Raw genomic sequence first — 14854 nt, forward strand, 5'->3', positions numbered from 1 at the left:
GGGGGGGGGGGTGGCTGGAGGTGTTCCTGCGGGGGGGGGGGGGGGGGGTGGGGGCGGGGGGGGGGGGGGCGGGGCCCGCGGGGGGGGGGGGGGGGGCCGCCGGGGCGGCCGCCGACGTGGCGGCGGGCATCGAGGCGCTGCGGGACGGCGACGGCGAGGGCGCGCAGGAGGCCTACGGGCGGCTCGCCGCGCGCTGGCGGGCCGTGCACAACCTGCAGTTCGCCAACTGATCATCGACAGGACATGTCCACCTGATGTAAATGATCTTCATCGCTGGACACCAGTTCGGGTCTTTGGTGTGCTCTTGTGGGGCCATTGGGGCGTGTGGTGCAGGACGTAGGTCCCGATCCGGGCCTTTGGCTCAAGCGTGACGGACAGCACTTAACGCACCCTTGCGCCCATCGCCCACCCTCGTGCCAAAATAGGACAAGGAGTCCGGGGAGGGTTCCTTCCGTCCAAGTAAGGACGGAAAGCTCGACATTGCACTCTATGGGGGGTCTGAGGACTCCTGATCGCTCTGTGACTGATCGTCACAGTGGCGTGACTGTCCGTTATGGCATGGTCCATCGACTTCCGCCGCTGATGAACACCTGCGAGGGCAATTCCATCGGTTTGGCCGACGTGGCTGGACGGATGGTGTAGTTGTAGTGCCGAGGACAAGCCGTTCGTCCTATAACCGACTCGACCCGCTTCTGCCATTTCGGGCAAGGCGGGTCAAGGTGCAGAATTTAGAGGAAAGAACCGAGAAGGTTCGGTTCTCCCGAGGAGGCCGCTCATGACCGCTCGCACCCCTGATGCCGAGCCGCTGCTGACCCCCGCCGAGGTTGCCACGATGTTCCGCGTGGACCCGAAGACGGTGACCCGTTGGGCCAAGGCCGGCAAGCTCACGTCCATCCGCACCCTGGGTGGACACCGCCGGTACCGCGAGGCCGAGGTCCGCGCCCTGCTGGCGGGTATTCCCCAGCAGCGCAGCGAGGCCTGAGGCGCCCGCGACACACGCGACACCCCGTAGTACCGGGCACTTTCCGGGTCCCCCAACCCGGTCCGCCCGACCCCAAAGCTCTGCCGACGCGTGACCTGCCCCAACAGGTCCCCCGTCATCGATCGCGCTGGACTCCGCCGGGTCCAGCGCGATCTTTTTGTGCCCCCGCGCGCCTGTGACGTACCCCTCGCGCACCCGCCGGGCGCCCGTCCCGTACCCGCCATGCATCCGCCGCGGACCCGCGTAGACCTGGTGCAATTGCACATATTAAATCGGGGCCATGTAGGAAGGGTGTAAGTGAGACAGTTTCTGAAACCGATTCAGTGACACCCGTCACATCGCGCAACTCTTGCCACCGAACAGCCTTCCACTCCCGGAGAGTTCACCAACCCGCCGTTGGTCACCCCTTGGTGGGACCTTGGTCCCTCGTCGGTGGGAACGCAAGAAGGCCCGCACCGAACGGTGCGGGCCTTCTTCGCTTGCGATCCTGACGGGACTTGAACCCGCGACCTCCACCTTGACAGGGTGGCGAGCTAACCAACTGCTCCACAGGACCTTCGCAGCCTCTGCTGCGTGGCTGCGAGGAAAACTGTACAGCAGGTCAGCGGTCTGGTCGAACCGGGGCCGCTACCGGGCCGGCTGCGGCACCGCCGCGTCGATCGCCTTCACGATCCGCTTGTCCGAGACCGGGTACGCCGTGCCCAGCGCGTGCGCGAAGTAACTGACGCGCAGCTCCTCCACCATCCAGCGGATGTCCGTGACCGAGGACGGCACCGGACGGCCCTTCGGGAGCTGTTCGAGCAGCCACGCGTACTCGTCGAGCATCTCGTGGACCTTCTCCATCCGGGTGGTGTCCCGCTGCACGCCCGTCGGCATCTGCTGCAGCCGCCGGTCCACCGCCACCAGGTAGCGCATCAGGTCCGGCAGCCGCTTCAGGCCGGTACGGGTGACGAAGCCGGCCGGCACCAGCCAGGACAGCTGCTCGCGCACGTCCTGGAGGTTCGGCAGCAGGGCCGGGCTGCTCGTCGCCTTCAGGCGCCGCTCGCAGGCCTGCCAGGCAGCCAGGACCTGCTGCACCTGGCCCACGGTCCGTACGGTCAGCTCCACCAGGTCGGCGCGCACCTTGTCGTACAGCTTCCGGAACGACTCCTCGTCCCACGCGGGGCCGCCGTGGTCCGCGATCAGCTTGTCGGCGGCGGCGGTCGCGCAGTCGTCGAACAGGGCCTGGATCGAGCCGTGCGGGTTCGCGGACAGGGCCAGCTTCTGCTGGTTGGTCAGCCTGTCCGAGGCGAACTTCGCCGGGTTCACCGGGATGTTCAGCATGATCAGCTTCCGGGTGCCCCGCCACATCGCCTGCGCCTGCTCGTCCTCCGAGTCGAAGAGCCGCACGGCGACGGCGTCGCCCTCGTCCACGAGCGCCGGGAACGCCTTGACCGGCTGCCCGGCCCGCTTGGTCTCGAAGACCTTCGTGAGCGTGCCGATCGTCCAGTCCTTCAGCCCCGTGCGCTCCAGGGACGGCCCGGAGCCGTCCGGGCCCGCCGTGGCCGCCTTGGCGGCCTTGGAGAGGGCCTGGCGGGCCTTGGGGCGCAGACGGAGCCTGAGCGCCTCCAGGTCCTTGTCCTCGGCCAGCTTGCGGCGCCGCTCGTCGACGATCCGGAAGGTGATCTTGAGGTGGTCGGGCACCTTCGCCCAGTCGAAGTCCTCGGCCGTCAGCGGGACGCCGACCATCCGCTGGAGCTCGCGGGCGAGCGCGGTGGTCAGCGGCTCCTGCACGGGCACGACCGAGTCCAGGAAGCGGGTCGCGAAGTTCGGCGCGGGCACGTAGTGGCGGCGGATCGGCTTGGGGAGCGACCGGATCAGCTCCGTGACGACCTCCTCGCGCAGACCCGGGATCTGCCAGTCGAATCCCTCGTCGGTGACCTGGTTGAGCACCTGGAGCGGCACGTGGACGGTCACGCCGTCCGCGTCCGCGCCCGGCTCGAACTGGTAGGTCACCCGGAACTTCAGCGCGCCCTGCCGCCACGAGTCCGGGTAGTCGGCCTTGGTGACCGCACCCGCCCTCTCGTTGATCAGCATCTCGCGCTCGAAGTCGAGGAACTCCGGCTCCTCGCGCCGCTTGTGCTTCCACCACGAGTCGAAGTGGGCCCCGGACACGACGTGTTCGGGCACCCGCTTGTCGTAGAAGTCGAACAGCGTCTCGTCGTCGACGAGGATGTCGCGGCGCCGGGCGCGGTGCTCCAGCTCCTCGACCTCGGTGAGGAGTTTGCGGTTGTCGGCGAAGAACTTGTGGTGCGTGCGCCAGTCGCCCTCGACGAGCGCGTTGCGGATGAACAGGTCGCGGGAGACCTCGGGGTCGATCCGCCCGTAGTTCACCTTGCGGTCGGCGACGATCGGCACGCCGTACAGCGTGACCTTCTCGAAGGCCATCACGGCCGCCTGGTCCTTCTCCCAGTGCGGCTCGCTGTACGTCTTCTTCACCAGGTGCTCGGCCAGCGGCTCGATCCACTCGGGCTCGATCCGCGCGTTGACCCGCGCCCACAGGCGCGAGGTCTCCACCAGCTCGGCGGACATGACCATGCGCGGCGGCTTCTTGAAGAGCGCCGAGCCCGGGAAGATCGCGAACTTGGCGCTGCGGGCGCCCAGGTACTCGTTCCGGGTGCCCTCGCGCTTGCCGTCCTTCGGCCCGTCCTTGGAGTCCTTGACGTCCTTGAGGCCGATGTGGCTGAGGAGGCCGGACAGGAGCGACACGTGGATGGACTGCTCGGGAGCGTCCTCCTCGTTCGGATGGATGCCCATCTGCTTGGCGACGGTGCGCAGCTGCGCGTAGATGTCCTGCCACTCGCGGATGCGCAGGAAGTTCAGGTACTCCTGCTTGCACATCCGGCGGAAGGAGCTGGAACCCCGCTCCTTCTGCTGCTCGCGGATGTAGCGCCAGAGGTTGAGGAAGGCGAGGAAGTCGCTGGTCTCGTCCTTGAAGCGGGCGTGCTGCTGGTCGGCCTGGGCCTGCTTCTCGGCGGGGCGCTCGCGCGGGTCCTGGATGGACAGCGCGGCCGCGATGACCATGACCTCGCGGACGCAGCCGTTCTTGTCGGCCTCCAGGACCATGCGGGCGAGCCGCGGGTCGACGGGCAGCTGCGACAGCTTCCGGCCCTGCTGCGTCAGCCGCTTCTTCGGATCCTTCTGGGCCGGGTCGAGCGCGCCCAGCTCCTGGAGGAGCTGCACGCCGTCCCGGATGTTGCGGTGGTCCGGCGGGTCGATGAACGGGAACTTCTCGATGTCGCCGAGGCCGGCGGCCGTCATCTGGAGGATGACGGAGGCCAGGTTCGTCCGGAGGATCTCCGCGTCCGTGAACTCGGGACGGGTGAGGAAGTCGTCCTCCGAGTACAGCCGGATGCAGATGCCGTCCGACGTACGGCCGCAGCGGCCCTTGCGCTGGTTGGCGCTGGCCTGGCTGACCGGCTCGATCGGCAGGCGCTGCACCTTGGTGCGGTGCGAGTAGCGCGAGATGCGCGCGGTGCCCGGGTCGATCACGTACTTGATGCCGGGCACGGTGAGGGAGGTCTCGGCGACGTTCGTCGCGAGGACGATCCGGCGGCCCGAGTGGGCCTGGAAGACCCGGTGCTGCTCGGCGTGCGAGAGCCGCGCGTACAGCGGCAGGATCTCCGTGTTGAAGAGCTTCTTCTTGATCAGGGCGTCCGCCGTGTCGCGGATCTCGCGCTCGCCGGAGAGGAAGACCAGGATGTCGCCGGGTCCCTCCTTCTGGAGCTCGTCGACGGCGTCGCAGATCGCGGTGATCTGGTCCCGGTCGGCCTCGTCCGAGTCCTCCTCCAGGAGGGGCCGGTAGCGGACCTCGACGGGGTACGTGCGTCCGCTGACCTCGACGATGGGCGCGTCGCCGAAGTGGCGGGAGAAGCGCTCCGGGTCGATGGTCGCCGAGGTGATCACGACCTTGAGGTCGGGGCGCTTCGGCAGCAGCTGGGCCAGGTAGCCGAGCAGGAAGTCGATGTTGAGGGACCGCTCGTGGGCCTCGTCGATGATGATCGTGTCGTACGCGCGCAGCTCGCGGTCCGTCTGGATCTCGGCGAGCAGGATGCCGTCCGTCATCAGCTTGACGAAGGTCTCGTCCTGGTCGACCTGGTCGGTGAACCGGACCTTCCAGCCGACCGCCCCGCCCAGGGGCGTCTTCAGCTCCTCGGCCACGCGCTCGGCGACCGTACGGGCGGCGATCCGGCGCGGCTGGGTGTGCCCGATCATGCCCCGGACGCCACGGCCCAGCTCCAGACAGATCTTCGGGATCTGCGTGGTCTTTCCGGAACCGGTCTCACCGGCGACGATCACGACCTGGTGGTCGCGTATCGCCTCGGCGATCTCGTCCTTCTTCTGGGAGACGGGCAGCTGTTCGGGGTACGTGACCGCGGGCACGCGTGCGGCGCGCGCGTCGCACCGCTCCTTGGCCTTGCCGGCCTCGGCGGCGATCTCGTCCAGGACGGCCTCGCGGGCCTCGGGCTTGCGGATGCGGCGGGCGCCTTCGAGACGGCGGCCGAGCCGGTGGGAGTCCCGCAGCGAGACCTCGGCCAGGACGGACTGGAGGGCGGCGAAGGAAGTAGACATACGGGATCCAGGATCGCACCTGCGGCCGAGAAGCGGCGAACCGATTTACGAGTGGCTCGAGGGCGGGCGCGGTGCCGCTGCGTAGTATTTCGGGCACACCGACCGACACCGCCCCGAAAGGTTTCCGCATGGCCTCCGGCACCCTGCGCGCCACGGCGGCCCTCGCCGCGCTGGTGGGTCTCGTGCTGGGCCTGCTGGTCTGCGGCGCGGCCGCCGGGGTCCCCGCCGGCACTGCGGCGGGGAAGGCGCCCGCCGCCGCGACGGGGCCCGCCGGGCCGGGCTGTGGCCAGGGCCACGGCGGTGACGAGGGGGCCGCGGCCCCCGCCGTGCCGCCGCGCCCGCACGGCTTCGGGGAACTGCTGCCCGCGCTGGCGGGGGAGCGGACGCCGTGCGGCGGCCGGGGCGCGGACCAGGACGTGGCGGACGCGGTGCCGGGCCCCGAGCCGCCGGAGCTCGTAGCGCCGTCACCGGTGGAGCTTTCGGTCCTGAGGGTCTAGGGCCGTTTTCTGGATCTTGGCCGGGTCCGCGGCGTCCGGCACGGCACCTCGCCGCGTTGCCGAAGCGCCCCGGCAGCTCCGCTGTCGCGACGCTCCGGCGCCTGGCGATGCACCGCACCCGCACCGGACGCCGCGGCCATCCCGGCCCTGATCCGAAAGAAACGGCCCTAGACGGGCGCCCGCTCTCGCCGCCCGTCCTCTTTCCTCCGTCCTCAGGAGCGCTTCCGCATGCCCACGTCCAAGCCGGCGTCCACGTCCAAGCCCACCGCCAAGGCCGCCTCGAAGCCCCGGCCCGGGGCCAAGCCCGTCGTCATCGTCGCCGGTGTGGCCCTCGCCGCCACGCTGCTCGGCGTCGTCTCGTACGCGACCACCAAGCCGTCCTCGCCCTCCGGGACCTCCGGCAGGTCCGTGGCGGAGGTCTCCGCCGACCCGTCCGCCGGCGTCTATCCCGAGCTGGAGGCCTACGCCCGCCGCGACGCCTCCGACAAGCTGGCCCTCGGCCGGGCCGACGCGCCCGTCGTCCTGATCGAGTACGCCGACTTCAAGTGCGGCTACTGCGGCAAGTTCGCCCGGGACACCGAGCCCGAGCTGGTGAAGAAGTACGTGGACGCCGGCATCCTGCGCATCGAGTGGCGCAACTTCCCGATCTTCGGCGAGGAGTCCGAGGCCGCGGCCCGGGCCTCGTGGGCGGCCGGGCAGCAGGGTCGCTTCTGGGAGTTCCACAAGGCCGCGTACGCGCCGGGTGCCAAGGAGAAGGGCTTCGGCGAGGAGCGCCTGACCGCCCTCGCGAAGGAGGCGGGCGTGGCCGACCTCGCGCGCTTCGCGCGGGACGCGGACAGCGCGGCGGCCCGCGAGGCGGTGAGCAAGGACCAGGAACAGGGCTACTCGCTCGGTGCGACGTCCACCCCGTCCTTCCTGGTCAACGGCCGCCCGATCGCCGGAGCCCAGCCGATCGAGGCCTTCACGGAGGCCATCGAGGCGGCGGCGAAGGCAGCGAAGCCGTCCTCGTCGCAGCCGTCGCGGTCCTCCGAACCGCAGACCGGCGGGGCCGGGCAGTGACCTCGGGCATCGGCTACTTCGCGGCCTTCCTCGGCGGGCTGCTCGCCCTCCTCAGCCCGTGCAGCGCCCTGCTGCTGCCCGCCTTCTTCGCGTACTCGATGGAGACGCGGGCGAAGCTGGTGGCCAGGACCGGGATCTTCTACGCGGGCCTGGCAACCACCCTCGTCCCGCTGGGCGCGGCCGGCTCCTTCGCCGGGCGGCTCTTCTACGGCCACCGGGACCTGCTGGTCGCCCTCGGCGGCTGGACGATCGTGGTCCTCGGCGTGCTGCAGATCCTCGGCCTCGGCTTCGCGTCCCGCCGGGTGAGCGAGGTCAGCGGCCGGATCCGGCCCACGACCGCGCTCTCCGTCTACGCCCTCGGCCTGGTCTACGGCCTGGCCGGCTTCTGCGCGGGCCCCATCCTCGGCAGCGTCCTCACGGTGGCGGCGCTCAGCGGCAGCCCGGCCTACGGCGGTCTGCTCCTCGCGGTGTACGCGCTGGGCATGGCGGTGCCGCTGTTCGTCCTCGCGCTGCTCTGGGAGCGTTACGAGCTGGGGCGCAGGCGCTGGCTGCGCGGCCGCCCGGTCCGCGTCGGCCGTTTCGAGGCCCATTCGACCTCACTGCTCTCGGGCTTCTTCTTCGTCGTCCTCGGTGCCCTCTTCCTGGTCTTCGACGGCACGACGGCCCTGCCCGGCCTGCTGTCGGTCGACGACTCCTTCGCGGTGGAGGAGCGGGTGGCCGCCCTGGGGCGGTCCGTCCCGGACTGGGCGCTGCTCGTGGCCGTCGTCGCGGTGGTGGGCGCGGTCCTCGCGTGGCGCGCGCGGCGCGGCGGCCGGCAGCGGGACCGCGAGGAGGTCTAGGGGCCGGTTCGGCCGTTCGGCCGTACGGGGGAGGGCTGGGACGCGGGCTCCCTCTCCGTACGGCCGAACGGTCCTGATCCGTACGACCGGGAAGCACGAAGAAGGCCCCGTTCTTTCGAACGGGGCCTTCTCTTTGTGGCTGGGGCCGGGGTCGAACCGGCGACCTATCGCTTTTCAGGCGATCGCTCGTACCAACTGAGCTACCCAGCCACGAGACCGTTTCCGGCCTCAGCGATCCTGACGGGACTTGAACCCGCGACCTCCACCTTGACAGGGTGGCGAGCTAACCAACTGCTCCACAGGACCATGCAGCGTGCGAGAACTAGTCTCGCACACGGTTGTGCGTGCCCCCAACGGGATTCGAACCCGTGCTACCGCCTTGAAAGGGCGGCGTCCTGGGCCACTAGACGATGAGGGCTAAGGGCCCACCTGGGCGCTTCTCAGCGCGTCGGGGACGTGAGAAGCATATGGGATGGCAGGCGGTATCGCCAAAACGGTTTCCTGGGGAGGGAGAATGGGCGCGTGCTGGAGATGACGCGCGAGGAGTTCGAGGAGCTCGTCGCCGAAGCCCTGGACCGCATCCCGCCGGAACTGACCCGGCTGATGGACAACGTCGCCGTGTTCGTCGAGGACGAACCGGCCACCGACGATCCCGAGCTGCTCGGCCTCTACGAGGGGACGCCGCTGACGGACCGGGGTGAGTGGTACGCCGGGGTGCTCCCGGACCGGATCACCATCTACCGGGGGCCGACGCTGCGGATGTGCGCGTCGCGCGAGGACGTGGTCGTGGAGACCGAGATCACCGTGGTCCACGAGATCGCCCACCACTTCGGCATCGACGACGAGCGGCTGCACGCCCTCGGATACGGCTGAGCCGGGACGCCCGGCTTCCCGGCCGGCTTCCCGGTCGGGCTTCAGGTCCGGTTCCGGGCCGGGCTTCCCGGTCGGGCTTCAGGTCCGGTTCCGGGCCGGCTTCCCGGTCGGGCTTCAGGTCCGGCTTCCCGGTCGGGTCTCCTGTGGGCGTGTCTCTTGTGGCGCCAAGGGAGTTGGGCAGGGCAACGCGTTCGAACCGCGTCCGTTTCCCGTTCCTGCCTGTCGTGTCCTGGAGGTGCCCTCCGTGCGCCATTTGCCCACCCCTGTGAGATGGGCCGCCACCGCGTTGGCGGTCGCCGCCTGCGCGGGCCTGAGCGGCTGTATGAGTGTGAGCGACGACGGGGCGAAGCCGGCGCCCAGCACCTCGGCGGGCAAGCGCGGCGCGGCGGCCGGTTCCGCCGACGACGGCGGGCTCACCGGCGGACGCGGCGGGAGCGGCTACGACCGCACGGGCCGCAGCGGGCCCGATCCCGACGGCGAGGGCACGGAGACGCCCGTGCCGAGCGGTTCGCCGTCGGCCTCGGCCAAGCCGTCCGGCGCGGCCGGTCCCGACGGCCCCGGCGGCTCGCCGAAGCCGCAGGAGCCGCCGGGCGGCGAGCCGGGAGACGGGAGCGGCACGGACGGCGGCTCCGGTGCGCCGGGTGGCGAGACCACGCCACCGGTGGACCCGACGCCCTCGCCGAGCCAGGAGCCGAGCCCCACGCAGGAGCCGACGCCCGAGCCGACGGTCACCGAGACGCCCACGACGACGCCCGGCGCGGACACCCACATGGGGGCCATGCGGGCCGCGGACAGGCCCGGCGGGCCGGCCGAGCCCGACGCATCACCGCAGGCCGGGCCGGTGTGACGCAGCACGGTTTGCCTTGGACGGGGGAGAGTGCGTATGGTGGTAGATCGTTTGATCCCATTTGCCCGGCGCCAAGACCGAAGAGCGCCGTGACTGGCGCGTACTCTCCCTTGCCGTGGCTGACCGCATTGAGGCGGTCGTAGTGCGAAACACGGAGTTGACGGGCGCGTGCCGAGACTCCGGAAGGTTTCGCATTTCGCATGTCCATTTTCAGTTCTGATCACGCCGTCCTGCCCGAGAACGACGAGATCGTCGAGATCGTCGACGTCGTCGAGGCCGACGTCGTGACGACCAGCGTCGAGTCCTTCGAGGCCGACGAGACGTCCGCCGACGAGACCCCCGAGACCCCCGAACTCACCTTCGGTGACCTGGGTCTCCCCGAGGGCGTCGTGCGCAAGCTCGCCCAGAACGGCGTGACCACGCCCTTCCCGATCCAGGCCGCGACCATCCCGGACGCCCTGGCCGGCAAGGACATCCTCGGCCGTGGCCGTACCGGCTCCGGCAAGACCCTCTCCTTCGGCCTTCCGCTGCTCGCCACCCTGGCCGGCGGCGAGACCGAGAAGAAGAAGCCCCGCGGCGTCATCCTCACCCCGACCCGTGAGCTCGCGATGCAGGTCGCGGACGCCCTCCAGCCGTACGGCGACGTGCTCGGCCTCCGTATGAAGGTCGTCTGCGGCGGTACGTCCATGGGCAACCAGATCTACGCCCTGGAGCGCGGCGTCGACATCCTCGTCGCCACCCCGGGCCGACTGCGCGACATCATCAACCGCGGCGCCTGCTCCCTGGAGCAGGTCCAGGTCGCCGTCCTCGACGAGGCCGACCAGATGGCCGACCTGGGCTTCCTGCCCGAGGTCACCGAGCTCCTCGACCAGGTCCCGACGGGCGGCCAGCGCCTGCTCTTCTCGGCCACCCTCGAGAACGAGATCGACACCCTGGTCAAGCGCTACCTGGTGAACCCGATCACGCACGAGGTGGACCCGTCCGCCGGCGCCGTCACGACGATGACCCACCACGTCCTGGTCGTGAAGCCGAAGGACAAGGCCCCGGTCACCGCCGCGATCGCCGCCCGCAAGGGCCGCACGATCATCTTCGTCCGCACCCAGCTGGGCGCCGACCGCGTCGCCGAGCAGCTGCGCGAGTCGGGCGTGAAGGCCGACGCGCTGCACGGCGGCATGACCCAGGGCGCCCGTACGCGCACCCTGGCCGACTTCAAGGACGGTTACGTCAACGTCCTCGTCGCCACCGACGTCGCCGCCCGCGGCATCCACGTCGACGGCATCGACCTGGTCCTCAACGTGGACCCGGCCGGCGACCACAAGGACTACCTGCACCGCTCGGGCCGTACCGCCCGCGCCGGCCGCTCCGGTGTTGTGGTCTCCCTGGCCCTGCCGCACCAGCGCCGCCAGATCTTCCGCCTGATGGAGGACGCGGGCGTCGACGCCTCGCGCCACATCGTCGGCGGGGCGGGCGCGTTCGACCCCGAGGTCGCCGAGATCACCGGCGCCCGTTCGCTGACCGAGGTCCAGGCCGACTCCGCGAACAACGCCGCCAAGCAGGCCGAGCGCGAGGTCGCCGACCTGACCAAGCAGCTGGAGCGCCTGCAGCGCCGGGCCGTCGAGCTCCGCGAGGAGGCCGACCGCCTGGTGGCCCGTGCCGCCCGCGAGCGCGGTGAGGACCCGGAGGCCGCCGTCGCCGAGGTGACCGAGGCCGCCGAGGCCGAGCTCGCCGCCGCCGCTGCCGCCGCCGAGGCGGAGCGGGCCCGCGAGGAGCGCCGCGCCGCCGAGCGTCGCGAGGAGCGCCGGGACGACCGCCCGTTCAACCGTGACCGTCGTGACGACCGCGGTGGCGACCGTGGTGACCGTGGTGGCTTCCGCCGCGACAACGACCGTCCGTTCAACCGTGACCGTCGTGACGACCGTGGCGGCTTCGAGCGCCGTGACTTCGACCGTCGTGACGACCGCGGTGGCGACCGTGGTGACCGTGGTGGCTTCCGCCGCGACAACGACCGTCCGTTCAACCGTGACCGTCGTGACGACCGCGGTGGCTTCGAGCGCCGTGACGACCGCGGTGGCGACCGCGGCGGCTTCCGCCGGGACAACGACCGTCCGTCGGGCGGCTTCCGCCGCGACAACGACCGTCGTGACGACCGCGGTGGCTTCGAGCGCCGTGACGACCGCGGTGGCGACCGCGGCGGCTTCCGCCGGGACAACGACCGTCCGTCGGGCGGCTTCCGCCGCGACAACGACCGTCGTGACGACCGTGGCGGCTTCCGTCGCGACGACCGCCCCGCCGGCGGCCACCGCGGCAGCGACCGTCCGTTCAACCGTGACCGTCGTGACGACCGTCCGTCCGGCGGTGGCTTCCGCCGTGACGACCACCGTCCGTCCGGTGGCGGCTTCCGCCGTGACGACCACCGTCCGTCCGGTGGCGGCTTCCGCCGTGACGACAAGCCGCGCTGGAAGCGCAACGGCTGACACCTCGTCTGCTGACGTCCCGTCTGCTGACACCGGGTCTGCCGAAGCCCGGCTTCCGCAACCACGGCTCGAACGCCCGCGTCCCCTGTGCAGGGGGATGCGGGCGTTCCGCTGTATGGTCAGTGTTTTGTGTGTTTTATGGGGGGTTCAAGAGACATTGAGACGTCATCACCTCGCCCGGACGAGTGCCGTCGCCGTCGTCACGGCGCTCGGTCTGACCACCGGGCTCATATCGGCCACCACGACGGCCGCGTTCGCGGACGAGCCGCCGGCACCGGCGGGACTGACCATCCCGGCCGAGCTCGCCGGTGACCCGAACGCCGCCGTGCTCCAGCAGGCGGGCGAGACCGGCTTCCTGACCGGCACCATGCAGGCCGGCTTCCACTGGACCTCGTACGCCGACGGCACGGCGAGGCCCGTTCCGCTGCCGGCCGGCTACAAGACCGTGTACGGCACGGGCGGCGACATCGTGAACTTCGTCGGCGACGGGCGCTCGGTGCTCCAGCGGGACATGCGGGACGGCACCGAGCGGACGATCGCGGTGCCCGAGGGCGAGTCCTTGTTCAACACCTTCGCCGACGTCGTCGTCACGAAGAAGGCCGACTTCAGCGGCAGGACGACCGCCCTGTACCTCCACTCCTGGCGGGACGGCCGGCTCACCACGCGGACCTTGCCGACCGGTGGCACGAGCGAGGTCGGCATCGCCGGCTGGGACCGCGACGCGGTCTACGTGTCGAAGACGTACGGCTCGTACACGGACGACTGGCGCTGGACCGACGTGTACCGCGTCGACCGCGACGGGAACGCCACCCTGACGAAGCTGGCGGACGTCTACGTCGAGCCGGGCGCCGACCACGTCGCCCAGTGGCACCAGGACGGCAAGCTCACGGTCTGGAAGAAGGCGGACCTGTCGAAGCCCGTCCACACCCTGACCGTCGAGGGCGAGGGCCCCGGCAAGCTGCTCGGCACCGTGGGCGACCAGGTCCTGATCGCCCGCCCGCTGCCGGGTACCGGCAGTCCCACGTACGCGTCCCTCCGCTGGCGCGTCGTCGCCGTGCCGTTCACGGGCGGCGAGGAGAAGACCGTCCTGGAGCGGGCCACCGCCATGCCGGACTTCCTGCCCGACGGCACGATGCTGATCGGCCGCGCCGACACCGGCGAGGGCACGGGCCAGGGCCTGTACGCGGTGAAGCCCGGCGCCACGGCGGGCACGCTGTCCGTCGGCAAGGTCGCCGACGCCCCGGCCGTACCGGCCGCGACCACCCGTCTCGCCCTCGCCCAGGGCCGGTTGAGCACGATCGGCCGGCTGCCGACGCTCGACGGTCCCGAGGCGCGGTTGCGGACCCAGGACCTCACCGTGACCGGCACCCCGGAGGCCGGGGCCCGCAAGGACCGGGGCGCCGACGCGAAGCAGTTCCCCGGCGGCTGCGCCCCGGCCGCAGACTGCCCGGTGCCGCTGGCCACCGGTGACGGCCGGCTGGTCTACCGGAAGAAGGACGGCGCGGGTCTCGCGGTCGTCGACGCCGAGGACTCGCTGCCGGGCCGTACGGTCACGGACCTGAAGGTACGGAACGACGCCGGCGCGCCCCTCGCGGTCTCCGGCCGCTACGCCGCCGCCCGGACCGAGGACGGCCGGGCCCGGGTCTTCGACCTGGACACCGGCGCCAACGTCCGTACCGGCGCCGTGAACGCGCCGTTCGCGCTCTCCGGCGGCACCCTGTGGACCGCCGCGTCGACCGACGCGAGCGCGGTGGACGTGCGCACCGGCCGCCCGCTCGGCACCGCCAAGGTCGCCGATTGCGCCGTCGACTCGCTCCAGGCGGCGGGCACGTCGCTGTACTGGCACTGCGGGGACGGGAAGGCGGGCGTGTACGACACGGCCGCCAAGACGTCCGTGCCGCTGCCCGACCACGCCTCGGCCCTCCTCGCCGACGGCTACGTCGCCTGGCTGAAGGACGGCGAGCTCCGCACCACCGACCTGCGGGGCACGGCCGGCACCCGGGTGATCGGCACGCCGCGCGGCACCGCGCCGGGCAAGGACTGGACCGTGGACCGGTTCGGCGGCCACGTCGCGTACGTGGACGCCGACGAGGCCGTCCACGTCGTGCCGACCGGCGGCGAAGGATCCGCGCTCACCTCGCCCGACGCCGACACGCCGGCCGCCGTGGACGCGCGCGAAGGCGCGTGGAAGCCGCGCTGGTGGCTGTCCGAGCCGGTCGCGTCCTGGCAGCTGAAGCTGGTCCACCGGGCCACCGGCACCGTCGCGCGCACGCTGTCCGGCGGGGAGACGCGCGGGCTGATCGGCGCTGCCTGGGACGGCCGGGACGAGAACGGCCGGACCGCCGTCAGCGGCGCGTACACCTGGCAGCTCTCGGCGAAGCCCGCCGACGGCTCCGGGTCCGACCTGAAGCTGGGCGGGGACGTCCTGCTGGGCGGCGGCGCGCTCGCGGAGCACGGCACGTACAAGCCGGTGACGCCGGCCCGTCTGATGGACACCCGCTCCGGTCTCGGCGTCCGCAAGGGCAAGCTGGGCCCGGGCGGCACGGTCAGCCTCGCCGTTCCCCAGCCGGGGGCGACGGCGGTGGTCCTGAACGTGACGGCGACGGGTCCGACGGCCGGGAGCTTCGTGTCGGTCTACCCGTACGGCACCGAGCGCACGGCGGCGTCGAACC

9 protein-coding genes and 4 tRNA genes are annotated in these 14854 nt (G+C 71.4%); 8 read left to right on the forward strand and 5 right to left on the reverse strand.

Features of this window, described 5'->3' with window-relative positions; all coding sequences use genetic code 11:
- The first annotated feature begins 775 nt into the window (after positions 1–775).
- Positions 776–982: a developmental transcriptional regulator BldC gene (gene bldC, locus ACFY8W_RS20185; protein ID WP_003949541.1), complete on the forward strand. Its 207-nt coding sequence runs from the start codon at positions 776–778 to the stop codon at positions 980–982.
- Positions 983–1464: 482 nt separating this feature from the next.
- Here the strand turns inward: bldC and ACFY8W_RS20190 are convergent.
- Together ACFY8W_RS20190 and hrpA are read right to left on the reverse strand one after the other, a co-directional pair.
- A tRNA-Asp gene (locus ACFY8W_RS20190) sits at positions 1465–1538 on the reverse strand.
- A gap of 71 nt (positions 1539–1609) precedes the next feature.
- The gene (gene hrpA / locus ACFY8W_RS20195; protein ID WP_391106706.1) at positions 1610–5593 is read right to left on the reverse strand and encodes an ATP-dependent RNA helicase HrpA; all 3984 of its coding nucleotides are present in this window, start codon (positions 5591–5593) and stop codon (positions 1610–1612) included.
- Positions 5594–5721: 128 nt separating this feature from the next.
- Here hrpA and ACFY8W_RS20200 point away from each other — a divergent pair, with 128 nt between their 5' ends.
- The 3 genes from ACFY8W_RS20200 (at position 5722) to ACFY8W_RS20210 (ending at position 7988) form a co-directional block, all read left to right on the forward strand.
- Positions 5722–6090: a hypothetical protein gene (locus ACFY8W_RS20200; protein ID WP_391106709.1), complete on the forward strand. Its 369-nt coding sequence runs from the start codon at positions 5722–5724 to the stop codon at positions 6088–6090.
- Between the two features lie 228 nt (positions 6091–6318).
- Positions 6319–7149, forward strand: a complete 831-nt coding sequence (locus ACFY8W_RS20205) for a thioredoxin domain-containing protein (protein ID WP_391106711.1) — start codon at positions 6319–6321, stop codon at positions 7147–7149.
- Entirely contained in the window at positions 7146–7988 is an 843-nt protein-coding gene (locus ACFY8W_RS20210; protein ID WP_391106714.1) for a cytochrome c biogenesis protein CcdA, read from the forward strand. Before ACFY8W_RS20205 ends, ACFY8W_RS20210 begins: the two co-directional genes overlap by 4 nt.
- A 136-nt stretch (positions 7989–8124) precedes the next feature.
- On the opposite strand, the gene ACFY8W_RS20215 is transcribed toward ACFY8W_RS20210, so the two are convergent.
- The 3 genes from ACFY8W_RS20215 to ACFY8W_RS20225 all read right to left on the reverse strand — a co-directional run bounded on the left by ACFY8W_RS20215 (position 8125) and on the right by ACFY8W_RS20225 (position 8406).
- Positions 8125–8198: transfer RNA gene (locus ACFY8W_RS20215), tRNA-Phe, on the reverse strand.
- 22 nt (positions 8199–8220) lie between these two features.
- Positions 8221–8294, reverse strand: a tRNA-Asp gene (locus ACFY8W_RS20220).
- 39 nt (positions 8295–8333) lie between these two features.
- Positions 8334–8406: transfer RNA gene (locus ACFY8W_RS20225), tRNA-Glu, on the reverse strand.
- A 104-nt stretch (positions 8407–8510) separates the two neighbouring features.
- Here ACFY8W_RS20225 and ACFY8W_RS20230 point away from each other — a divergent pair.
- From ACFY8W_RS20230 to ACFY8W_RS20245, 4 genes are all read left to right on the forward strand, one after another.
- Positions 8511–8861 carry a metallopeptidase family protein gene (locus tag ACFY8W_RS20230; RefSeq protein ID WP_391106717.1) on the forward strand — a complete coding sequence of 117 codons (351 nt, stop codon included), beginning with the start codon at positions 8511–8513 and terminating at the stop codon, positions 8859–8861.
- Positions 8862–9183: 322 nt separating this feature from the next.
- Positions 9184–9708, forward strand: a complete 525-nt coding sequence (locus tag ACFY8W_RS20235; RefSeq protein WP_391106720.1) for a hypothetical protein — start codon at positions 9184–9186, stop codon at positions 9706–9708.
- Between the two features lie 200 nt (positions 9709–9908).
- A complete protein-coding gene (locus ACFY8W_RS20240; protein WP_391106722.1) occupies positions 9909–12182 on the forward strand; it encodes a DEAD/DEAH box helicase in 2274 nt (757 codons plus the stop codon).
- A gap of 157 nt (positions 12183–12339) precedes the next feature.
- Positions 12340–14854 (forward strand): hypothetical protein (locus ACFY8W_RS20245; RefSeq protein ID WP_391106724.1); only part of this gene is annotated, 2515 nt, incomplete at its 3' end.

Origin of the sequence: Streptomyces sp. NPDC012637 (assembly GCF_042954805.1) — a bacterium.
In the GTDB taxonomy this organism is placed as follows: domain Bacteria; phylum Actinomycetota; class Actinomycetes; order Streptomycetales; family Streptomycetaceae; genus Streptomyces.

Coding starts and splice junctions, on each gene's coding strand:
- bldC (WP_003949541.1), top strand. CDS start 776: ATGACCGCTCGCACCCCTGATGCCGAGCCGCTGCTGACCCCCGCCGAG.
- hrpA (WP_391106706.1), bottom strand. CDS start 5,593: ATGTCTACTTCCTTCGCCGCCCTCCAGTCCGTCCTGGCCGAGGTCTCG.
- ACFY8W_RS20200 (WP_391106709.1), top strand. CDS start 5,722: ATGGCCTCCGGCACCCTGCGCGCCACGGCGGCCCTCGCCGCGCTGGTG.
- ACFY8W_RS20205 (WP_391106711.1), top strand. CDS start 6,319: ATGCCCACGTCCAAGCCGGCGTCCACGTCCAAGCCCACCGCCAAGGCC.
- ACFY8W_RS20235 (WP_391106720.1), top strand. CDS start 9,184: ATGAGTGTGAGCGACGACGGGGCGAAGCCGGCGCCCAGCACCTCGGCG.
- ACFY8W_RS20240 (WP_391106722.1), top strand. CDS start 9,909: ATGTCCATTTTCAGTTCTGATCACGCCGTCCTGCCCGAGAACGACGAG.